Consider the following 19,952-nt stretch of genomic DNA (forward strand, 5'->3'; position numbering starts at 1 on the left):
GGTTGAACGCTCAACCAAACTGCGCTACAGTCGTGGTTGAGCGCTCAACCAGCTGAGGGTTCACCACCGGCAGACCACAGACTTTTGGAGATCGACTTCATGACCACCACCCAAATCCCCGGCTACGTCGCAGGCAAGTGGACGGTCGACACCGCGCACTCGGACATCGCCTACACCGTGAAGCACCTCGGCCTGGCGAAGTCCCGCGGCAACTTCACCGCCTTCACCGGCGAGGTCGTCACCGCCGACAACATCCTCGACTCCTCGGTCACCGTCGAGATCGACGCCTCGTCGGTCGCCAGCGGCGTCGACGGGCGTGACACGCACCTCAAGTCCGAGGACTTCTTCCACGTCGAAGAGCACCCGGTCATCACCTTCCGCTCGACCGGCATCCGCGAGGACGGCGGCGACTACGTCATCGACGGTGAGCTCACCTGGCGCGGCAAGAGCGTTCCGGTCTCGCTCGAAGCCGAGTTCAACGGCATCGGCACCAACCCGGCCAACGACAACGCCACCACCCTCGGCGTCTCGGCCACCGCCACCGTGAACCGCCGCGACTTCGGCATCGGCCCGGAGGGCAACGCCTTCCTGTCGGAGAAGGTCAAGATCGACATCGAGCTCCAGGCCGCGCTCAACGCCTGAGCCCCGCGCTTCGGCCGGTTGGGTCTTCAAGGCCCCCTTCTCGGCTCAGCCGGGGAAACTTTCCCCAAGTACGTGAAGGACCCCTTCATTGCGCTAGACGCAGTGAAGGGGTCCTTCACGTACTTCAGGCGCCCAGGGCACCGAGCGGGGCGGGCCGGGCCGGGCATGCCTGTCGCGGGTGTCATGAAGGCCATCTTCAGTCAACGGTTCAAGGTGGCGCTCTCTCACTCACGCCACCGACCGCATCTAGAGGACTACTTGCGTTCGGGTGGTGGGATGGCCGACCTACCAGGCGTCCGCCAGCAGCTGCCGCGTCTCCCCCAGCAGCTGCGGCAGCACCTTCGTATGCCCGATCACCGGCATGAAGTTCGCGTCGCCGCCCCACCGCGGCACCACGTGCTGGTGCAGGTGCGCGGCGATCCCCGCACCGGCGATCACGCCCTGGTTCATCCCGATGTTGAACCCGTGCGCCGAAGAAACCTCCCGGATCACCCGCATCGCGTGCTGGGTGAACTCGGCCACCTCGACGGTCTCCTCCGGCGTGAGATCCGGATAGTCCGCGACGTGGCGGTACGGCACGGCCATCAGGTGGCCGGGGTTGTACGGGTACAGGTTCAGCACCGCGTACACCGTCTTCCCCCGCGCGAGGATCAGCGCGTCCTCGTCGTTCTTCTCCGGAAGACGGCAGAACGGACAGCCCTCGTCGGGCTTCTTCGAGCCTTGCACGTAGGCGAGTCGGTGCGGGGTCCACAGGCGCTGCAAAGCGTCCGGGACCCCCACTCCGTCCTGTCCGACGACTTCAGGGCCATCGGGGCCCGTCACCGGAGGACCGTCTCCAAACCCGCCACCGTCGGCGAGGAGTTCTCGCGACGCTGGACCCAGCCGGCGATCGCCTCGACCGCGTCGGCCACCGGGACGCCGTTGATCTGGCCGCCGTCGCGGAACCGGAAGGACACCGCGCCCGCCTCGACGTCCTTCGCGCCCGCCAGGAGCATGAAGGGCACCTTCTGCGTGGTGTGGGTGCGGATCTTCTTCTGCATCCGGTCGTCGCTCGCGTCGACGTTGACCCGGATCCCCTTGGCCCGCAGCGCCTTCTCGACCCCGCGCAGGTGCTCGACCTGGTCCTCGGTGATCGGGATGCCGACCACCTGGACCGGCGACAGCCACGCCGGGAACGCGCCCGCGTAGTGCTCGGTCAGCACGCCGAAGAATCGCTCGATCGAGCCGAACAGCGCGCGGTGGATCATCACCGGACGCTGACGGCTGCCGTCACCCGCGGTGTACTCCAGCTCGAACTTCTCGGGCAGCATGAAGTCCAGCTGGATGGTCGACATCTGCCACGTGCGGCCCAGCGCGTCCTTGGCCTGCACGGAGATCTTCGGACCGTAGAACGCCGCGCCGCCCGGGTCCGGCACCAGTTCGAGGCCGGAGTCCACGGCGGCGGTGCGCAGTACCTCGGTCGCCTCGGCCCACACCTCTTCGGAGCCGATGTACTTCTCTTCGTTCCGAGTGGACAGTTCGAGGTAGAAGTCGTCGAGACCGTAGTCGCGCAACAGGTTCAGCACGAAGTCCAAAAGGGACTTCAGCTCACCGGGAACCTGCTCCAGGGTGCAGAAGATGTGCGCGTCGTCCTGCGTCATGCCCCGGACACGGGTGAGCCCGTGGATCACGCCGGACTTCTCGTAGCGGTACACCGAACCGAACTCGAACATCCGCAGCGGCAGTTCCCGGTAGGAACGCCCGCGCGAGCGGAAGATCAGGTCGTGGAACGGGCAGTTCATCGGCTTGAGGTAGTAGTCCTGGCCCGGCTTCCGGACCGAACCGTCCTCGTTGTGCTCGGCGTCGAGGTGCATCGCCGGGTACATGCCGTCGCGGTACCAGTCGAGGTGGCCGGAGGTCTCGAAGAGCGCGCCCTTGGTGATGTGCGGCGAGTAGACGAAGTCGTACCCGGCCTCGACGTGCCGCTGACGCGAGTAGTTCTCCATCTCCTGCCGGATGATCCCCCCCTTGGGGTGGAACACCGGCAGCCCCGAGCCGATCTCGTCGGGGAAGGAGAACAGGTCCAGTTCGACACCGAGCTTGCGGTGGTCGCGGCGTTCCGCCTCGGCCAGGCGCTCCAGGTAGACGTCTTGCGCCTCGGCGGATTCCCAAGCGGTGCCGTAGATCCGCTGCAGCTGCGGGTTCTTGTCGTCACCACGCCAGTACGCGGCCGCGACGCGGGTGAGCTTGAACGCCGGGATGAACTTGGTGGTCGGCACGTGCGGGCCGCGGCAGAGGTCGCTCCACACGCGCTCCTTGGTGCGCGGATCGAGGTTGTCGTAGATGGTCAGCTCGCCGCCGCCGACCTCCATCACCTCGGAGGTGTCCACTGTGGAGTCTTCGGACTTGAGGTCGACCAGTTCGAGCTTGAACGGCTCGTCGGCCAGTTCCTTCTTGGCCTCGTCGACCGAGTCGAAGACACGACGGGAGAACTGCTGCGAACCCTTGACGATCTGCTTCATGCGCTTTTCCAGCGCTTGCAGGTCCTCCGGGGTGAACGGGGTGTCGACGGCGAAGTCGTAGTAGAAACCGTCCTTGACCGGCGGGCCGATGCCGAGCTTGGCCTGCGGGAACTGCTGCTGCACGGCCTGGGCGAGCACGTGGGCGGCCGAGTGACGGATGACGCTGCGGCCGTCCTCGGTGCCGGCGGCGACGGCCTCGACCTCGACCTCGGACTCCGGCGCCCAGGCCAGATCGCGGAGGTTCCCCTCGGCGTCGCGCACGACGACGATCGTGTCCGGCCCCTTGGTCGGCAGCCCCGCCTCTCGGACCGCGGTGCCCGCCGTAGTGCCCGCCGGTACCACCACGCGCGAGGCGGTTGCGGCTGCTACTGACGACGGCTGGGACACGATGGACTCCTCGCGGTGAAAGCGGATGGTTCCCGTGATGTTAGTCGTCACTTGCGGCACGGCTCACGCGCATTACCCCTAACACGACGAAGGCCTCCTTCCCGTTGGAAGGAGGCCTTCGCGCGTGGAGCGACGAGGTCAGACGGTCTCGACGACCTCGTCGAAGTCCAGCCGCGGCAGGCGGTCGAACCAGGGGTTCTCGCCCGGCTTGCCGACGTTGATCACGACAAGGGACTTCCACGGCTTGTCCGCGAAGAACTCCTTGTCGATGCCTTCGCGGTCGAAGCCGGTCATCGGGCCGGCGGCCAGCCCGGCGGCGCGGACGCCGATGATGAAGTAGCCGACCTGCAGCAGCGCGTTCAGCTTGGCGACCTCGATGCGGCCCGCCTCGTCGGCGAACAGGTCCTTCGCGCCGGGAAAGTGCGGGAACACGCGCGGGAGGTTCTCGTGAAACTCGGTGTCGGCGGCCAGCACGACGGTCACGGGAGCGGCCTCGGTCTTGGCGCGGTTGCCCTCGGACATCAGCGGGGAGAGGCGCTTCTTGCCCTCTTCGGTGCGGATCACCAGCGCGCGCAGCGGCTGGTTGTTCATCGAAGTCGGGGCCCACTTGACCAGTTCGTAGATCGCGCGGATCTGCTCGTCGGTCACCGGCTCGTCGCTGAAGTTGTTCGCGGTGCGGGCCTCGCGGAACAGCAGATCCTGCACGTCCTGCGGGAGGTTCAGGGTTTCGGCCGGCTCAACGCTGGTGGTCATGGGTGGATCTTCCTTCCGTACGCTTCCAGTACCCGTGCCAACCTAGTTGAGCGCTAAACTATTTCTCGTTCAACTATCAAAGGGTGTGGGTCCGGTCACAAAATTCGTCAGTAGGCCCCTCGCCCCTGCACCACGGCACGGAAGGTCTTCCAGAGGATCACCAGGTCCAGCGCGAGCGACCAGTCCTCGACGTAGCGCAGGTCGAGGCGGATGCTCTCGGCCCAACTGAGGTCGCTGCGACCACTGACCTGCCAGAGCCCGGTCAGCCCCGGCTTCACCAGCAGGCGGCGGCGCGCGTCGGGGGCGTACTTCGCGGTCTCCTCCGGCAACGGCGGACGAGGGCCGACGAGGGACATGCGCCCGCTCACGACGTTGAGCAACTGCGGCAGTTCGTCGAGCGAGTACCGGCGAAGCATGCCGCCGACCCGCGTGATCCGCGGATCCTTGCGCATTTTGAACAACGGTCCCGCGCCTTCGTTGTCCGACCGGAGTTCCTGCTTGAGCTTGTCGGCATCGGTGACCATGGTGCGGAACTTCACCATCGTGAAGGTGTGGCCGTCGCGGCCGACGCGACGCTGCCGGTAGATCACCGGACCGCGGTCGTCGAGCTTGATCGCGACCGCGATCGCCAGCAGCAGCGGGGAAACGAGAGTGAGGAGCAGGACGGAGCCGAACCTGTCGAGCACTTCCTTGACCAGACGTCGGCCACCGGTGAACATCGGCGCGCTGACGCGCAGCAGCGGCATGCCGAGCACACCGGAGACGTTCAGCCGCGGACCGGCCACCTCCATCAGCATCGGGGCGACCACCATCTCGGCAGAGGTCCCTTCGAGGTCCCAGGCGAGCCGCTGAAGGCGCTTCGGGTTCCAGTGCTGGTCCGCGGTCACCGCGACCACGCGGTAGCCGCCACGGCGGACATGGCCCGCGAGTTCGTCGAGCTTCCCGACGACCGGAACGCCTTCCACCTCACCGCTCCCCCGCTCCGCGCCGGCCCCGGAGTACGTGCAGACCGCTTCCACCCGCCAGCCGACGTGAGGGTCGGCCTTGGTGCGGGCGATGAGATCGGCGACCGTCTCGGCGCTGCCGGCCGCGAGCACCGGCAGCAGGCATTCACCGAGCCGTCTGCGCCGGTGCAGCACCTGTCTCAGCACGTACCGCTGGAGGAACATGAAGACCGAGATCATCGGGACGACGATGAAAACCCACGGCTGCACGGCGAGCGCGCCGAAAAGCAGACCTCCGAGCGCGACGAGAACAGCGGTGGCCACCAGGCCTCGCCCCAGCGTCCGATATTCCTCCGCGCCTTCGCCCAGCACGCGCGGACTCCAGGCGCGACAGACCGACAACCCGAACAGGAAGGCCGCGGCGGTACCGAGCGCGTGCATGTCGTGCGGATCGGATCGATCGATCAAGAAAGCACTCATCACGATGAGCGCGAAGGCGGTGAAAACGTCACTACCGATGACCCAGGCACGGTAGCGCGATTCCCAAGCCGCGTACGGCGGCCGCGCCGACGTCGTGTCGACCGTCGCGGCGATGCCCGCACCCCTTTGCGGGGGGAGCGGGATCGACTGAAGGTCGATGTGCTGCGGCGTCCCGTTGACGGTGGACGACGGCCGCACCGACTCTTCCATCAGACCTCCCGGAGTGGGGATTCCCGAACGCCGGACCAACACGCTGAGTAAATGAGAACGATTTCGAAGAGTGATCGATTCTCAAGGTCCCGCAGCGGCCGATGGGGCGACACACGCCAAGGTATCGGCCACTCTCCGGCCATCGTTACAACGATTTCCAGCCACACCCCGCAGGAGCTTCCGGCAAATGAATGGCTTGTTGATAACAAGATGATGACGATGCGTAATAGGCCGTATCCGCCGAACAACTACGCAAAGTAGTCACGAAAATCCCGGCTTTCCCGGCCACTTGGAGCACTGCGCGCCCGAACGGCCGAACAGCCCCGAAAACTCCATAATGGACGGTCTGGCGCAGTCGATCTCCGGCCGGTCCACTGTGGATTTCACCCACCGGGAGCACCACGGCCACCGAAGCGCGCTCACCGCGCATCGACCTACCTTGTCAATCGGTCACGAGGGCGGCGTTTCGTCACATCACGTCAGCGTCACGGCGACCCCGTCGACGGAGCCGTACGGGTGAGCCGCCCGGCCGTGCTCCACATCACGTCCGTCATGGTCTAGACCTCCCACGAGGACATTTCGTGCCGAGGATCACAATGTCGTCTCGACGGCCTCCTTGTGCGACACTTTCCTCGCGCGACACCAGGCCTGTGGCGAATGTCCACACCGGCCGGACCCACCGCCTACGGAGTCGCCGGAGCCGGCGGCTCCCCGCGCACCGGGCGAATTCAGCCGCACCGTCCGGCCTGCCCGCGACGGTAGAAGTACCGCCCCCATATAACCCACGCCCGACCTGGGGATCGAAGAGCGCCGGACGGCTCTCCGCCACTACTGTCCGAGAATGAATCAAGGCCCCGGACCGAGTGGTCCAGGGCCTTCATCCGGTGGGCGATACTGGGATCGAACCAGTGACCTCTTCGGTGTGAACGAAGCGCTCTCCCGCTGAGCTAATCGCCCGCTCGCGGTGTCCGGCAGACACTACCTCACGACTTTAGAGCGCCTGCAAACGGGTGGTTCGCCCTGACCACACTCCGCTCACCAGCAAATACGGAGCGAACAACCACGAGCTAGCCGGGGTTGTCGAGGCCAGGGGGCGCCTGCGACGCGTTTCGACATTCGTGCGACGGTGCTATCGCGTGACGAGTAAACCGCGCAGTATGTACCTGTGGACTGCCTGCAGGGCGCATGTAGGGCTGCGCGTCGCGCGGGTGATGATGGGGTGACGGAGTATGGATCCGGGGTCCGGTGACCCCGTCCGGGTGATCTGCGGCGAAACCGCGTTCCGATCGGCCGGTCGACACGTCACATCATCGCCACTCGGTTCGACCGGGCCGGGAAGGAGACGAAGGGTAGGACGATGCGCAACGATCACGTGACGCTCCGCTCGACGGCGGTGTTCGACCTCCTGGCACCGCGGACGCCCGCGGTTCCGGTCAAGGTGGAACTGCGATACGACACACGCGACCCTTACGCGGTCGTCGCCGCCTTCCGCACCGGCCGCGCCGGCTGGGTCGAGTGGGTGTACGCCCGCGATCTCCTCGCCGACGGCCTCCTTGCCGACGCCGGCGACGGTGACGTACGCATCCGCCCCTCCGTCGAAGACCCCGAGTCCGTCCTCATCGAACTGAACTCGCCCTCCGGGCACGCCATGTTCGAGGCGTCCGCTCAGGAGCTGGCCGACTTCCTCGACCGGACGTACGACGTCGTGCTGCCCGGCAACGAGCACCTGTGGGTCGACGTCGACGACGCCCTGACCCACCTCATCCCCCACGATCTGGCCTGATGACGGGCTTGCGAACAGCAAGTGGCACCCCGGTTGCGGGGCCGTTTTCGGGTCGGATAGTGTTCACACACACCACGGCGACGGGGTGAGGGACAGAGCCGCGAGGTTCTGACCTCCCGTCCGGACCGAGGATGTGCGGATGTAGCGCAGCTGGTAGCGCATCACCTTGCCAAGGTGAGGGTCGCGGGTTCGAATCCCGTCATCCGCTCGGAAGGCCTTCTCGGGCCTGACACGGTGGAGTGGCCGAGAGGCGAGGCAACGGCCTGCAAAGCCGTGTACACGGGTTCGAATCCCGTCTCCACCTCGCGCGATTAGCTCAGCGGGAGAGCGCTTCCCTGACACGGAAGAGGTCACTGGTTCAATCCCAGTATCGCGCACCATCTGTGTTCGCAGGACTGAAGCCCTGCCCCTCCTCGGAGGGGCAGGGCTTCAGCCGTTCAATGGCGATGAAATGGCGATGGCCCTCGGAGCGGTCTCCATCTGCCCGTCACGGAACGTGGCGTGCAGGTGCGGGAACCACCCCCAGCTTCGTCCGCTCACTCGGGTAGAGGCGACCAGCGACCCGATCCACCGGATCTCGAGTGCTTGCGGGATCCGACGGCGGATCAGCTGAGTCACCTGGTCGTAAATCCTCGCGATGCCTTTCAGGACTGCCCAGGTTTGGTTGACACCTGATCTGTGAGGCTTCGGCTCGCTTGGAAGGATGTCACCCGGTGTCCAAGCCCTGTCCTCGTGAGTTCCGTGACGACGTCGTCGCGGTCGCCCGTCAGGGCCGGGTCCCGTTGCGGCAGGTCGCGAGGGACTTCGGGAACTCCGATATCGAGGACGGTAACCGCAACCGCTGCTCGAGCAGGAGAACCTGCCGGGAAAACAGTCTTCCCGCTCGTCGGTGAACTGGCCGCGTCCGGCGCCCCGACCAGGGCGCCGGACGCCGTGACGTGCTGGGTGCTGGGGATCTCCAGGCAGGCCTATGGGCTGAACCGGCACACTGCTGACGTCGGCAGTTGCCCCAACGCGAGCAGGAACACATCCGCCGCGGTGAAGCCGTCGACGCTCAGGACGTCTTCTCGTCGTGGTAGTCCAGTTGTGGCAGCAACGAGTCCGAGGAGTAGAGATGGGCCTTGCGTTTTTGATAGTCGGCGAACAAGGACCTCATGGCGCGCACGGTGGTGTCCATGGGAGTGTCATGAAATTCCTCGCCTTCGACGTAGGCCGCCGCGGCCAGGAACCTATTGTCCTCGTGACCGAGGTGCCGTTCTGCGAAATGCTTCACAGCGGTACGGAAGAGAGCTCGGCGCAGCCGCCCTTCCCCATTCCACGGCACGATCCCGCTATAGAAGAACTGGTGCCTGTTCTCGTCGATCGGCGCAAGACCACTCCAGCCGATGAAGGGGAGGCTCATCCTGCCGATCCGGCCGTGGGTTTCCTGACAGAGCGGGGTGACCAAGTGCACCTCGAGACCCTGGGTGAAGGGCCGAGCGTGCTTGACCGGCAGGTGCAATCTGCGTGCCAGTCGAATCGCGGTGGTATACGCCAAAGTGAGCAGGTCGTAGGAGGCGACAGGATCCCGGTCGGGAACGCCGAACTTCATCGCGACCGCGGGTCGCACCGGGTAGGTGCTGTCGGTATCGATGTCGATCTTGTGGTCGAGCAGGTCGGCAGGAGCGTTCTGCGATCCTCCGTAAACGGTTTCCGCGTGTGCCCATACACAGTGTGGTATGTCGAGGAAATGGTCCATCCACACGCGGAGGTCGCCCGCGACCTCGAAATGTCCGGTTTGCAGTACATAGCGCTCCGGCAGTAGCCGGTGGTCCACCGGAAAAGGCGCCTCGGGTTCGTCCTCGGCCGACACCCAGATCAGCCCGACCGATTCACGAGCGAAGTACCGGCGAACGGTGCATCGTTGTCGGAAATTCTCATCGACCTCGAACTCACTGGGCACCTCGACACAGCTGCCCGTCGCATCGAACCTGAAATGGTGGAAGTCGCACCGGATCGTGCCGTCTCGCACCGTGCCTTCCGACAACGGGACGCCCCGATGCGCGCATCGATCCGCCAGCGCGGCGACACCACCGTCATCGGTCCGGAACACCACCACGGGCGAACCCCAATAATGTGCCCTGATCGGACGCGTGCCCAGTTGATCCGTCACAGCCACGGCGACCCACATGTCAGGAACCTGCCTATCCGGAAGATCCGTCATCGAAGTGTCGTACTCAGTCCAGCACATGCCGCTGACACATCGACCGACAGTTGCGGTCTTCGCATTCCCAACAGCCCAGGACCCGGATACCATGCATTCACGCTTGATTCATTGGCCTGCCTAGCCGGCGTGGACTTGTCGAGGTGGTCACAGATGAGAAGAATCGTTTCCGGGACCAGGACCATCGCTGCGTCACGTGCGCAGGTTTTCGCTCTGCTCGCAGACCCTCGAAAGCACCCTGTCATCGCTGGAAACCACAGTGTTCGAGAACAGGATATCGACGCCCCGGATCGGTTGTACCAAGGTGCCGTCTTCCGTACGAGAATGTGGTTTGGGATTCCGTACTGGATCAACAACGAGGTTGTCGAGTACACCGAGAACGCCCTGATCGCCTGGCGGAATTGGGGTGGCCATATCTGGCGATGGCAGCTACACGAGGTGGCGGCGTGCTGCACCGACGTTGAAGAAGTTTTCGATTACCGTACGACTCGTAGCCCACGACTGTTCGAACTCATCGGGGCGCCTCGGTACAACCGCAGGAACATCCGGATCTCGCTGGAAAACCTGGACGCTTTGGCCCGGAAGCAATGAGGACTGCGTGAAGGATTTCGATCACGGCTACGCACTTCGAATCCGCAGCGGCGGCCAGGCGAATTGAGCCGGAAGCTGCCACCCGGGACTGAGCCAGGATCGGTATCTCCGGCGCCGATATCATCGCCGTCCCACTGCCCCTGACACTGTTTTCCTGAAAAACTGAGCCACGGCTCCTCATCTTCGGATTCAGACGTGTTCAGGTGATGGTGAGCTTCGCGTGGGGAACGCTCAGCCGGGCATGCTTGAGGTCGGTGTTGACGACGGTCACGTTGGTCAGCGTGATATAGGGCAGCACCAGCGGCGGAGGATGAGCCGGGGTGAAGTCGACCGGGATCCCGATGAGCCCCAGTAAGCTGAGGGTGCCGGTGATTCGCAGGGTGAACAGTTCGACTGGCTTGCCGGTGGCGACCGAGACGCTTCCGGGTGGTGCGCTGATGGTGCTGATGCGGCCGTCCACCAGTTCGCTGGACTGTTCGAGGCTGGTGATCTCGACACGGTTGGCGGTGAACCTGAGTACCTCGACCGTCGCGCCGCCCACTTCGGTCGTCCCCACGCCCAGATAGCTCAGTCCCGCCAGCCGCAGCACAGAAGCCTTCAGCACCCACACCCGGCCGGAAGGCGGCCCGTGCGTGACAGCGGCGGCCGAAGCCCGAACGGCTCGCTCCCCTGGTTCGGCCGGAGCAGGAGCCGCCGAAACCGCGGTGAACGTGCTGAGGACGACCAGCGCCGTGCCCGCGGCCCGAAACCGTGGTGGTGGCGGGCCCGTTCCGCCGTCCTGTTCATGGTCCGGCTCGTCAGTCGTGGCCGGGCGGGCCGGAGGTGCCCACGAAAGCGCCAGTGCCCCGCCCACGAGCCCCAGTACGGTGCCCACCAGGAAGCCACCGAGGTTAGTGCTGACCAAAGCGACCAGGGACACGAGGATCGCCGTAACCCCGGCGGCCACCCGGTACTGTGGCCTGCTCCACAGCGATCCCGTGCAGATCAGGAGCAGGGCGGCGATCAGCAACCCCGACATCCCGCCGATGGTCCTGATCGAGAGCACGAAGTCACCCAGGCGGAAAGAGGCGAACGGCGGAAGTCCGATCGCGACACAAGCCAGTATCAGGAACAGACCGGCCGCGAAGGGTCGCTGCCGCCGCCAGCCGCGGAAAGCCCGCCATCTCCTCTTGAGCCTGCCAGGCACGCCGCCCGTCATCAGGCGTGCCCGCGTCGATACGGCAACGGAGGCGTGCCTGGCTCAGAAACATTCATTCTTACCGCTCCTCAAAGACAGTGAGAGGTTCTTGAGCCGCAGGGTTTGTGCGTTGGTGCTCCAGGCGATCTGCCGGAGACTGCCGATGGTCGCGGTGTCGGCCTGCAGTCCGAATGCCCCTGGTCGGCCTTTGGCGGCTTCCGGGCCTTTGGAGAGCTGGGAGGCGTCGATGCCGATCTGGGTGTTGGTCAGCGTGAGGTCACCGGTGAGCGAGGCGATGCCGATGATGATGTCGGTGGCGGCCATCCCGCCGGGTCCACCGGAGGTGAGCACCAGGGTGGTGTCACCGACCAACGGGATCTTCGGCAGGAACACCGACTGGCAGAAGTTGTCGAGGGTCGCCTTCCGGAAGGCGCCGATGGCCACCACATGGGCATCGGTGGCGCCCCGGTCGACGTCGCCGTACTGGACGAACCCTTCACCCACCAGCTTGTCCGCGCTGACCTGGAACGCGCCGCCGGACACAGTGAACGACGCCGCCAGGGCGCCCTGCGACAGTCCGGTGATCAGGAGTGCCGCCATGGCGAACGCTCCCCCGAGCACTCCGGCGAACCGTACCCATCGCGTTCTTCCCCTTGCTTCCGAGCGCTTCATGTTCTTCTCCTGCCTTCTTGGTGGTTTGAATTGGTCGTGCGGGAGACCGGTCGGTTCTGGAGTTCCGGCACGCTTCACCCGCGGCTCCGGCGATCCCGCGTGCGCACCGTGACGGTGTCGCCGTGCGCATCGACCCGGATGAAGTGCCGCTGGCCGGGCCGGTCGCGAGGAAAGGCGCTACGCGTGTCCTCGGCGACGACCACTGCGGAGGGGTGCGTCCGCGTCCGACGGCCGACGTGGTCCTTGACCGCGATTTCCGCCAGATGCTCCGAAGGACGTGAACCCCCAGGCAGCGCGTAGAGACGGGTCACTAAACCGGGAAGTTCTTCGACTTCGGTGACGTCGGCGGCGGTCAGCGAAGTGACTCCCGATTCCGTGACCGACAGCCCTGCGTCCGGGCAGAAGCGCCGCTCGTGGATGAAGGTCCGCCGCTGTCGCGGAGAAAGCGCACCCAGGCGCCCGATCGACACCATCACCAGGACCAGGCGCATGGACACAGCGACGCGGTCGTCGACGATGAGCTGCAGATCCGCCTTCGGCAAGCGGTGGTCCTCGTCGGCGAATCCGGCGAACCGCGCTTCGACCCGGACCGTCCCGGATCGGGGCAGCGGTTCGAACAACAGCAATTCGTCGACACGGTGAGGGAACGAGACCTGATCCTCGCCGATCAGGGGCGACCAGCGCCGGAGTCGGTGGTGCGGGATGACGTGCAGTGCCCCGTCGAGCAGCCCTTGGTGCAGCAGGCCCGGCGGCACCGTGCCCGCGCCCGCGTCAAGGGAACCCGACGCGCCGGTTGTGCCGACCTCGTATTCGACGAGGTAGTGGAAAGCCTCGCCGTGGAAAAGACCGTCCGAGAGATAGGGGTCCTCGGCCACGGCGTCGGGCAGGGGATCGAACTGCCGAGGACGGCTGAAGGGACGTTCCCCCACGCGGACCAGCGCCGTGGCCACCGTCTCGAACCGGGAAAGTTCCGCTACGCCGGAGTTCCGCCAGGCGGACAGGGTGACCACCTGCTCGCGCCGTCGTTTCCCCGGCGCCGTTTCGACCCGCATCCGCACCGGCCCGTCGAAGGTCAACCACCGGCTCAGCCGGACGTCACGTAGCAGACTCACCGGCAGGCCCGTCTGTTCCGCCGTGACCTCGGCGAGCAAGTCGACCATCGACATCATCGGCAGCACCGGGACCGTCCCCCAGGGGCGGTGGTCACCGAGCCAGTGGTCGATGGCCGGGTCGAGGACCTTCTCGGGCACGGCGTCTTCCACGGCGGCCACGGCCCGCATCCCGATCCGCGGCAGGTGGTAGATACGGCGGCCGTCGACCCACAGCCACGCCGATCCGATCGCGTGCACGCCACGCTCGTCGTCACCGGCCTCGGTGATTTCGAGTTCGATGGTGACGAGGCCGTCCACCGGGACCACCTGGCCGCGGTACTTCCAGCTGAGCGGGCTGCCGGTCATGACCGGTTCGAAGCGAGCGCCGGGCAGATGAGCGGTTCGCCCGGACACCACCAGGTAGTGCTGCAACAGCTGGCAGACGGCTTCCACGCCCAGCGACCCGGGCTGCACCGGGTCCTGGAAGAAGTGCGCCCGGAAGTACCACTCGCCGGGATCGACGTCCTTTTCCCCGCGAAGCCGCCCGAGTCCCGCCGCGCCACCGTCCGGCCAGTACCCGGTGATCCGGTCCAGCATCCGCAGCATCCGCCCTGGCGGATCGAGAGCGGCGCGGTCCGTCTTTTCCGCCGCCCGGAGGTCCAGCACGTCACCACCGGGAGCGGCCAGCCGGGCGCGTTCCTCCGCCGAGGGCGGCAGCCCGACCTGGTCGACGAAGGCCGCCGGGGGGAAGAAGCCGAACGTGGTCCGAAGGGTGAACAGGGGAACGCCGTCGACGGTGCATTCGACCGCGAACTGCTCGATGATGATCCCGTTGTGCTCGGCCACCGAGAGCAGTTCCACCTCCGTGCGCAGCACCCGCGGGCCGGGCCCGACTTCGCCGAGCACGGTGCCTTCCCCGTCGAGGTTGCGGAACAGCAGGTCGTCGGCGCTGTGCCCGGTGCCGCCGGTGTAGGTCGCCAGCCAGCCGCAGGGTTGCAGGGCGACCTCCATCAACGCGGCGAAGGGCATCGTCGGCGTGCTGTTCTGCTCGAAGTACCACGCCTCGGCGGGCACGTCGTACTCCGCGGTCATCCGGGCGCCCGGGCGCGCCGAGCCGAAGGTCCCGTCGATCGAGATCACCCTGCTGATGAAGTGGTACGGCGGGCCGGGCAGGCGCGGGCAGCGGCAGACCCCGTCGAACGCGGCGAACTGCGGCCCGAAGGCCGCCGAGGGACGGCCCCAGGCGGAGGCCAGCATCGAGCCGAGATCGGCGCGGACGCCGTCGACCAGCGCCACCGGACGGGTGTCGTCCTGTCCGGTCAGGCCACCGAGAGCCGACAGTGGTAGCGGGTCACCGGTGATTTGCTCGCGGTGCGGCCCCAGGTGGCGCCAATGCTCCAACGGCCAGTCGGGGACCAGCCGGAGCCCGACCCGGGCGGCATGGAAGGCCGGGACACCGTCGACGGTACACAGCAGATCGGCGATCAGGGTGGGCTCGGGGCCGGACACCACCGAGACGACGAACACCTCGTAGGTGAGCAGATGCGACTCCGGCGTCGCTTGTCCTCGGCACAGCATCGGGCTCGGCTGTCCCGTCACCGGCTCGAACCGCCAGCCGTCCCGATCCACGGTATGGCCGAGAGCGGTGAGGTAGAACGCCATCGCCTGGATACCGCCCTCCAGCATGAGGGTGCCGGGCATGCAGGGGTCGTTGTGGAAGTGCCCCGCGAAGAACCACTCGTCCCCGGTGATCGCCGTCCGGGCACGCAGGTAGCCCCGCCCCCACGGGCCTCCCCCGGGAGCGAATTCCGTGACTTCGTCCAGGAGCAGCAAGCCGTCGTCGACGACGCGCGGGGTTCGCACGTGGCTGCGGGTGGCGCGCCAGCCGGGGCCGAAGCACGCCGCCGGACGGCCGGTGGCGAACGCCCGGACGGCGTCCGTGTCGAAGGAGGCCGGCGCTCCGGTGATCACCGGAGGCTCCACCGGCGCGTCCTCCGGCGGTTGTGCGACGGGATCCCATCGCACCCCGGCGCTGGCCGCGAGTTCGCGGTCGGTGAAGAAGCCTGCTTGCCCTCCGCGCACGGTCAGCCGGAGCTCGTCGCCGACATGGCAGTCGTAGTGGAAGAACATGAGACGGACGCCGTTGTGTTCGGCGTGCCCGTCGACGTGGATTTCGTAACGCAGCGTCTCACCCGGTCGAGGTGGTTCGCCGTGGTAGGTCAGTTCGCAGCCGAGCAACCGGTAGACCCGGTCCTCCCCGACCTCGAGGTCGACACCCATCCAGCTGATCAGCAGCAGGTCCGCCTGCCCGGCTTCGACCAGTACACCGGCAGGCATCCGGCCGGCCGGGTCGAGATACCAGCTGCCGAGGGTGACGTCGGTCTCGGTGTGGATGACGCCGCAGCCCAGCACCGCCTGCTGGGCGTCGATCGCGGTGACCCGGTCCACCAGCAGCATGGGCGGCGCGGGCAGCCTGGTCTGTCTCCGTTTGCCGTCCTGCGCCGCGAACCGTGGCCCGAACAGCTCCGAAACCCGGCCGGTGGCCAGGTACTCCAGCTCGTCCCGCCCGAAGTGCGGCTGGGAGCGGGGCTCGGGGGCCGTCGGCGCGGGCACGGATCGGGCAGGCAAGGCCGCGGACGGCGGTGAAGTGATCAGTGTCTGGATGCGCTGCCGGGTCAGCAGGAACGCCGTGTGCGCCGCGCCCAGCTGCTCCAGGAAGTGCCGGTGGCCGACGCTCACCCGGTTGCGGTGCGCGGCGGCGACCAGGGCACGCCCCCGTGCCGGAACCGGCACTTCCGCCGGCCGCGCCGGTGTGGTGCGCGGAAGTGCTTCCGGCGCCGGGACGGGGACCGGGGGCAGCTGGGGGGCGCGGCTCAGGACCATGGGCTCAGGGTTTCGAGGCGGGTGGACCGGCGGAGGGTGCGCGGGCAACGTCACGGCGGGCCCCGCACTCCGGGCCACCGGTGCCGCGTCCGCGAGGGCGGAGAAGAGCGCATCGTGCTCGACGGAGACACCGGCCGCGGCCAGTTCCGCCACCGCGGAGCACAGCTGCCGCAGGGCGGAGCCGTTCGGGGCGTCGAGCGCGACCGCCAGGTGATCGAGTTCACCGAGGGTGCGCCGGATCCACCCGGTGCACAGTCCGCGCGGGCCGTGTTCGACGAAGACCCGGACGCCGTCCGCGTACGCCCGCTCCACGGTTCCGGCGAAGTCCACCAGCTGGGTGGCCTGATCCATCATCGCCTTGGCCGCGTGCTCGGTAGTCGGCGTGTACGGCTCGGTGGTGACACCGTTGTAGAACCGCACGCCGGACACCGGTCCGGCCGGGCGGTGGTGGAAGTCCCACCACTGCTGCGCCACCTCGGCCACTTCCGGGGCGTGAGCGGCGAGGTCGTAACCGATGCGCACGGCCACTCTCGCGCCGAAGCGCGACAGCCATGCCTCGCAAGCGTCTTCTTCACCGCCCACGACGCAGACGTCGGGCGCGTTCACGGCCATCAGGTGCACAGCCCGTTCACCGGTCAGTGCCGCCCGGACCGCTCCGGCGGGGGCGTGCACGAGGTGGTTGACCCAACGCGTCCCCGTGATGCCATGACGGGCCCAGAACCGCCGCACACCGCGGAATTCACCCGAAACCTCGCGGGTGAACAGGTCGGCCGCCAGCACGTCCCGGTGCACGCGGGCGGCGTCCGGCCACACTCCCTGGGCGATCAGCGCGGTGGATTCGCCGGACGAGTAGCCGAGCACTACGTCCGGCGTGAGTCCCAGCAGCCCGGTGCTGACTTCGGTGTGCAGCAGCGCCAGCCGGGAGACCGTGACGATCTGGTCGATGGCGCGTGTCGGTCCGGGCGCGGACTCGCTGACCGGGAAGACCCCCTTCCGCCGGAAGATCCGGTCCACCTCGCCGGGCAGCGCCAAGGCCAGCTCCCGGCCCATACCGTCATAGGCCGCGGAACCGTTGGTGTAGACGAAACCGACTTCGCCCCCCAAAGGCGCGTCGCGATAAGCGGTCGCCGGGGGCCGCAGACCGCCGTTGTCGAGCCAGTCGCAAGCGCGTCGGAGGACGGCTTCGCGGGTGTCGTCGTGGACCACCACGGCAAGCCGGGCCGGTCCGCTGTCCGATTCGATCCCGGCCCGGGCCGCCGCCGACACGTCGGCGCGGTCCCGGCCGGAGAACACCAGCAACCGGGGCGCGGCCAGGGCCGACCACGCACCGGGTGAGCCCGCTCGCACCGTGACCGTCCGGGGCGGCGCGCCCAGCGGGGCGACGGTGATCCGCGCGGTCCGCAGGTCCGGGCGCGGAAGCCCCCGGCGGCCGCGGCCGGGGATCACCCGGTGACGCAAGGCGGTGACGGCGGCCGCCAGAGCCAGCAGTCCAGTGGCCGCGTGCGCCCTGCCGAACAGCTCCACCGGATCGAAATGGGGCGCGCCGGGTTCGGGCAAGTCGCCCACCACAAGGTCCGGGCGGTCGCCGTCGTTTCCCAGCACGGCGAGCACCACGGACCCGTCACGACGGGCGTCGGCCAGTCGCTTGAGCACCACGACGACCGCCGCGTCACCGGGCCGGTCCGGGCGGCCCAGTCTGACGTCCGCGGCACGGTGACCGGGCTCGTGGGCGAGGTCCGCCGCCCCGACGACGGCCGCGTCCACCTCGCCGTTCCGCAGTGCGGCCGCGGCCAGGTCGAGGGCCACCAGCCCGGAGGCTTCCTCGGCGGAGACGGTGTAACCGGGGCCGCGCAGGTCGAGCTGGACGTTGAGCCGGCTGGCGATCAGGTTGGGCATCGCGCCGGTCGTCTGCGCCTTGGTGAGCGTTCCACCTGCCACACCGGGGGCGCCGATCCCCTCGGCCGGGCCCTGCCGCCGCTCGCTCATCCGCCAGCGCACGCTGTGCCTTGCCGTTTCCAGGTCACCGCTCAGGCCGACCACCACAGCGGTCCGTTCCTCCGGCAGGTCCTGCCCCACCACTGCTTCCCGGGCCGTCTCCAGCATCAGCACCTGCTGTCCGAGGGCGTGCTCCAGATCCGCCGGGGGGAACCGCAGGCCCGGCAGGTCGACCGCGACGGCGGCGCACGGGCCGTCCGCCGGTTCGCCCTCGATCACCGCCCGGCGGAACGCCTCGGTGTCCGGGCGGTCACCCACCCGCACGGCCAGCCCCACTACAGCGATCTCCACCCGGCTGGCCTCGTCGTCCCGCCGGAAACCCGTGGCCGTGGGCAGGGGTGCCCACCCGGCATCACCGGCCACGTCTCCTTCGTCGACGACCAGATGCGCGTTGGCACCGCCGAACCCGAACCCGCTGACGGCCGCCCGCCGGGGCGAGGGCCATTCCTCGGCCTCGTGCAGGAGCCGCAGCACCGTGCCGTCCAGGGCGTCGATGTGCCGGTCGGCGTGCAGGGTGGGGGGCCGCGTGCCCGCCTCGAACGCCCCGAGGATTTTGAGCAGCCCGGCGATCCCCGCGGTTGTCAGGGTGTGGCCCAGGTTCGACTTGACCGAGCCGATGGGAAGATCGGACCGGTCACGGAAGACCTGTGCCATCGCGCGCGCCTCCACCGCGTCCCCGACCGGCGTGCCTGTCGCGTGGCACTCCACCAGCGACACCGTGTCCGGCGCGACCCCCGCGTCCTCGTACGCCTGTTCCATCGCCCGCTCCTGACCGCTCCTCGCGGGCCCGAGCAAGCCGCCCTCGGCGCCGTCGTTGGACAGGCCGATCCCCCGGATCACGCCCAGCACCGGCATCCCCGCCGAGCGGGCGTCCGCCAGGCGCGTCAGTGCGACGGTCCCCGCTCCCTCGGCAGGCACCAGCCCGTCGGCGTCGCGGTGGAAGGGGCGGCTGCGGCCGGTCGGGCTGAGTGCGGACAGTGCCCGGAAACCGTGGTGGACGAACATGCTGTCGGCGTGGTTGACGCCGCCGGCGAGCATCAGATCGGCCTCTCCTCGCCGCAGCCGGTCACAGGCCAGTTTGATCGCGTACAGCGACGAAGCGCAGGCGGCGTCGAGCGCGAAGCCACCGAGGCCGAGACCGAGCGCCTTGGCGGCGAACTGCGCGGGAAGTCCGGAGAAGAACCTGTTCCGGGGGTCGGGCCGGGCGGGGTGGGCGGACCCGATCGGGATCTTCCAGACGTCCGCTGCCCAGCGCACCGCCTCGGGGGTCGGATAGGAAAGGTTGCCGACGACCAGGGCCGCCCGGTCCAAAAAGGACTCGCCCGCCCCGCTTTCGCGCAGCGCCTCCCGTCCGGCGTGCAACAGCCAGCGGAAAACCGGGTCCAGCGGCTCGATGTCCGTCGGCGGTACCCGGAATCCGCCGTTGTCGAACACCGCTTCGAACCCGGTGACGAATCCTCCCGTTCCCCGCGCCGGTTCCTCTTCCGGCGGCAGGGCCCAGCGTCCGGGCGGGACCGTGTCCAGGCTCGACAGCCCGACACGGATGTTGGTCCAGAGGGAGGCCGGGGTGAGCGCGTCCGGGAGGACACACCCCCGGCCGACGACGGCGATCGGTTCAGCGGGCATGACGGGTCCTGTTC

General features: G+C 67.9%; 12 protein-coding genes and 4 tRNA genes. 7 read left to right on the top strand and 9 right to left on the bottom strand.

The features are described 5' to 3' along the window. Positions 1–99 precede the first annotated feature (99 nt). Complete coding sequence (locus BS329_RS16880) at positions 100–642, top strand: YceI family protein (RefSeq protein ID WP_076161898.1); 543 nt, start codon at positions 100–102, stop codon at positions 640–642. 285 nt (positions 643–927) lie between these two features. Here the strand turns inward: BS329_RS16880 and BS329_RS16885 are convergent, their stop codons facing one another. The 5 genes from BS329_RS16885 to BS329_RS16910 all read right to left on the bottom strand — a co-directional run bounded on the left by BS329_RS16885 (position 928) and on the right by BS329_RS16910 (position 6,874). Beyond that, a complete protein-coding gene (locus tag BS329_RS16885) occupies positions 928–1,464 on the bottom strand; it encodes an HIT family protein (protein WP_076161807.1) in 537 nt (178 codons plus the stop codon). Continuing rightward, on the bottom strand, positions 1,461–3,488 hold the full coding sequence (thrS, locus tag BS329_RS16890) for a threonine--tRNA ligase (protein WP_244197187.1): 2,028 nt from the start codon (positions 3,486–3,488) through the stop codon (positions 1,461–1,463). The genes BS329_RS16885 and thrS overlap by 4 nt, the downstream gene beginning before the upstream one ends. 180 nt (positions 3,489–3,668) lie before the next feature. Continuing rightward, entirely contained in the window at positions 3,669–4,283 is a 615-nt protein-coding gene (locus tag BS329_RS16895; protein WP_076161809.1) for a malonic semialdehyde reductase, read from the bottom strand. A gap of 107 nt (positions 4,284–4,390) precedes the next feature. Then, positions 4,391–5,917, bottom strand: coding sequence for a sugar transferase (locus tag BS329_RS16900; protein WP_076161810.1), 1,527 nt, complete (start codon positions 5,915–5,917; stop codon positions 4,391–4,393). Positions 5,918–6,802: 885 nt separating this feature from the next. Next, a tRNA-Val gene (locus BS329_RS16910) sits at positions 6,803–6,874 on the bottom strand. 400 nt (positions 6,875–7,274) lie between these two features. Here BS329_RS16910 and BS329_RS16915 point away from each other — a divergent pair. The 5 genes from BS329_RS16915 (at position 7,275) to BS329_RS42620 (ending at position 8,593) form a co-directional block, all read left to right on the top strand. Continuing rightward, positions 7,275–7,700, top strand: coding sequence for an SsgA family sporulation/cell division regulator (locus BS329_RS16915; RefSeq protein ID WP_033293569.1), 426 nt, complete (start codon positions 7,275–7,277; stop codon positions 7,698–7,700). A gap of 135 nt (positions 7,701–7,835) precedes the next feature. Next, positions 7,836–7,908: transfer RNA gene (locus BS329_RS16920), tRNA-Gly, on the top strand. Positions 7,909–7,933: 25 nt separating this feature from the next. Continuing rightward, a tRNA-Cys gene (locus BS329_RS16925) sits at positions 7,934–8,004 on the top strand. A gap of 1 nt (position 8,005) precedes the next feature. Then, a tRNA-Val gene (locus BS329_RS16930) sits at positions 8,006–8,080 on the top strand. Between the two features lie 333 nt (positions 8,081–8,413). Continuing rightward, positions 8,414–8,593 (top strand): hypothetical protein, encoded by a 180-nt coding sequence (locus BS329_RS42620; protein ID WP_143253077.1) that lies wholly within the window; start codon positions 8,414–8,416, stop codon positions 8,591–8,593. Between the two features lie 161 nt (positions 8,594–8,754). Here BS329_RS42620 and BS329_RS16945 read toward each other — a convergent pair whose 3' ends face one another. Further along, a complete protein-coding gene (locus tag BS329_RS16945; RefSeq protein ID WP_158075800.1) occupies positions 8,755–9,903 on the bottom strand; it encodes a Rieske (2Fe-2S) protein in 1,149 nt (382 codons plus the stop codon). 153 nt (positions 9,904–10,056) lie between these two features. Here BS329_RS16945 and BS329_RS43400 point away from each other — a divergent pair, with 153 nt between their 5' ends. Then, positions 10,057–10,494 (top strand): SRPBCC family protein, encoded by a 438-nt coding sequence (locus BS329_RS43400; protein ID WP_076161816.1) that lies wholly within the window; start codon positions 10,057–10,059, stop codon positions 10,492–10,494. Positions 10,495–10,693: 199 nt separating this feature from the next. Here BS329_RS43400 and BS329_RS16955 read toward each other — a convergent pair whose 3' ends face one another. The 3 genes from BS329_RS16955 to BS329_RS16965 all read right to left on the bottom strand — a co-directional run bounded on the left by BS329_RS16955 (position 10,694) and on the right by BS329_RS16965 (position 19,938). Continuing rightward, entirely contained in the window at positions 10,694–11,692 is a 999-nt protein-coding gene (locus BS329_RS16955) for a DUF6114 domain-containing protein (protein WP_076161818.1), read from the bottom strand. A 42-nt stretch (positions 11,693–11,734) separates the two neighbouring features. Further along, on the bottom strand, positions 11,735–12,343 hold the full coding sequence (locus tag BS329_RS16960; protein WP_076161820.1) for a DUF6230 family protein: 609 nt from the start codon (positions 12,341–12,343) through the stop codon (positions 11,735–11,737). A gap of 74 nt (positions 12,344–12,417) precedes the next feature. After that, positions 12,418–19,938, bottom strand: coding sequence for a beta-ketoacyl synthase N-terminal-like domain-containing protein (locus BS329_RS16965; protein ID WP_076161822.1), 7,521 nt, complete (start codon positions 19,936–19,938; stop codon positions 12,418–12,420). Between the last annotated feature and the right edge of the window lie 14 nt (positions 19,939–19,952).

Origin of the sequence: Amycolatopsis coloradensis, assembly GCF_001953865.1 — a bacterium.
Classification (GTDB): Bacteria; Actinomycetota; Actinomycetes; order Mycobacteriales; family Pseudonocardiaceae; genus Amycolatopsis; species Amycolatopsis coloradensis.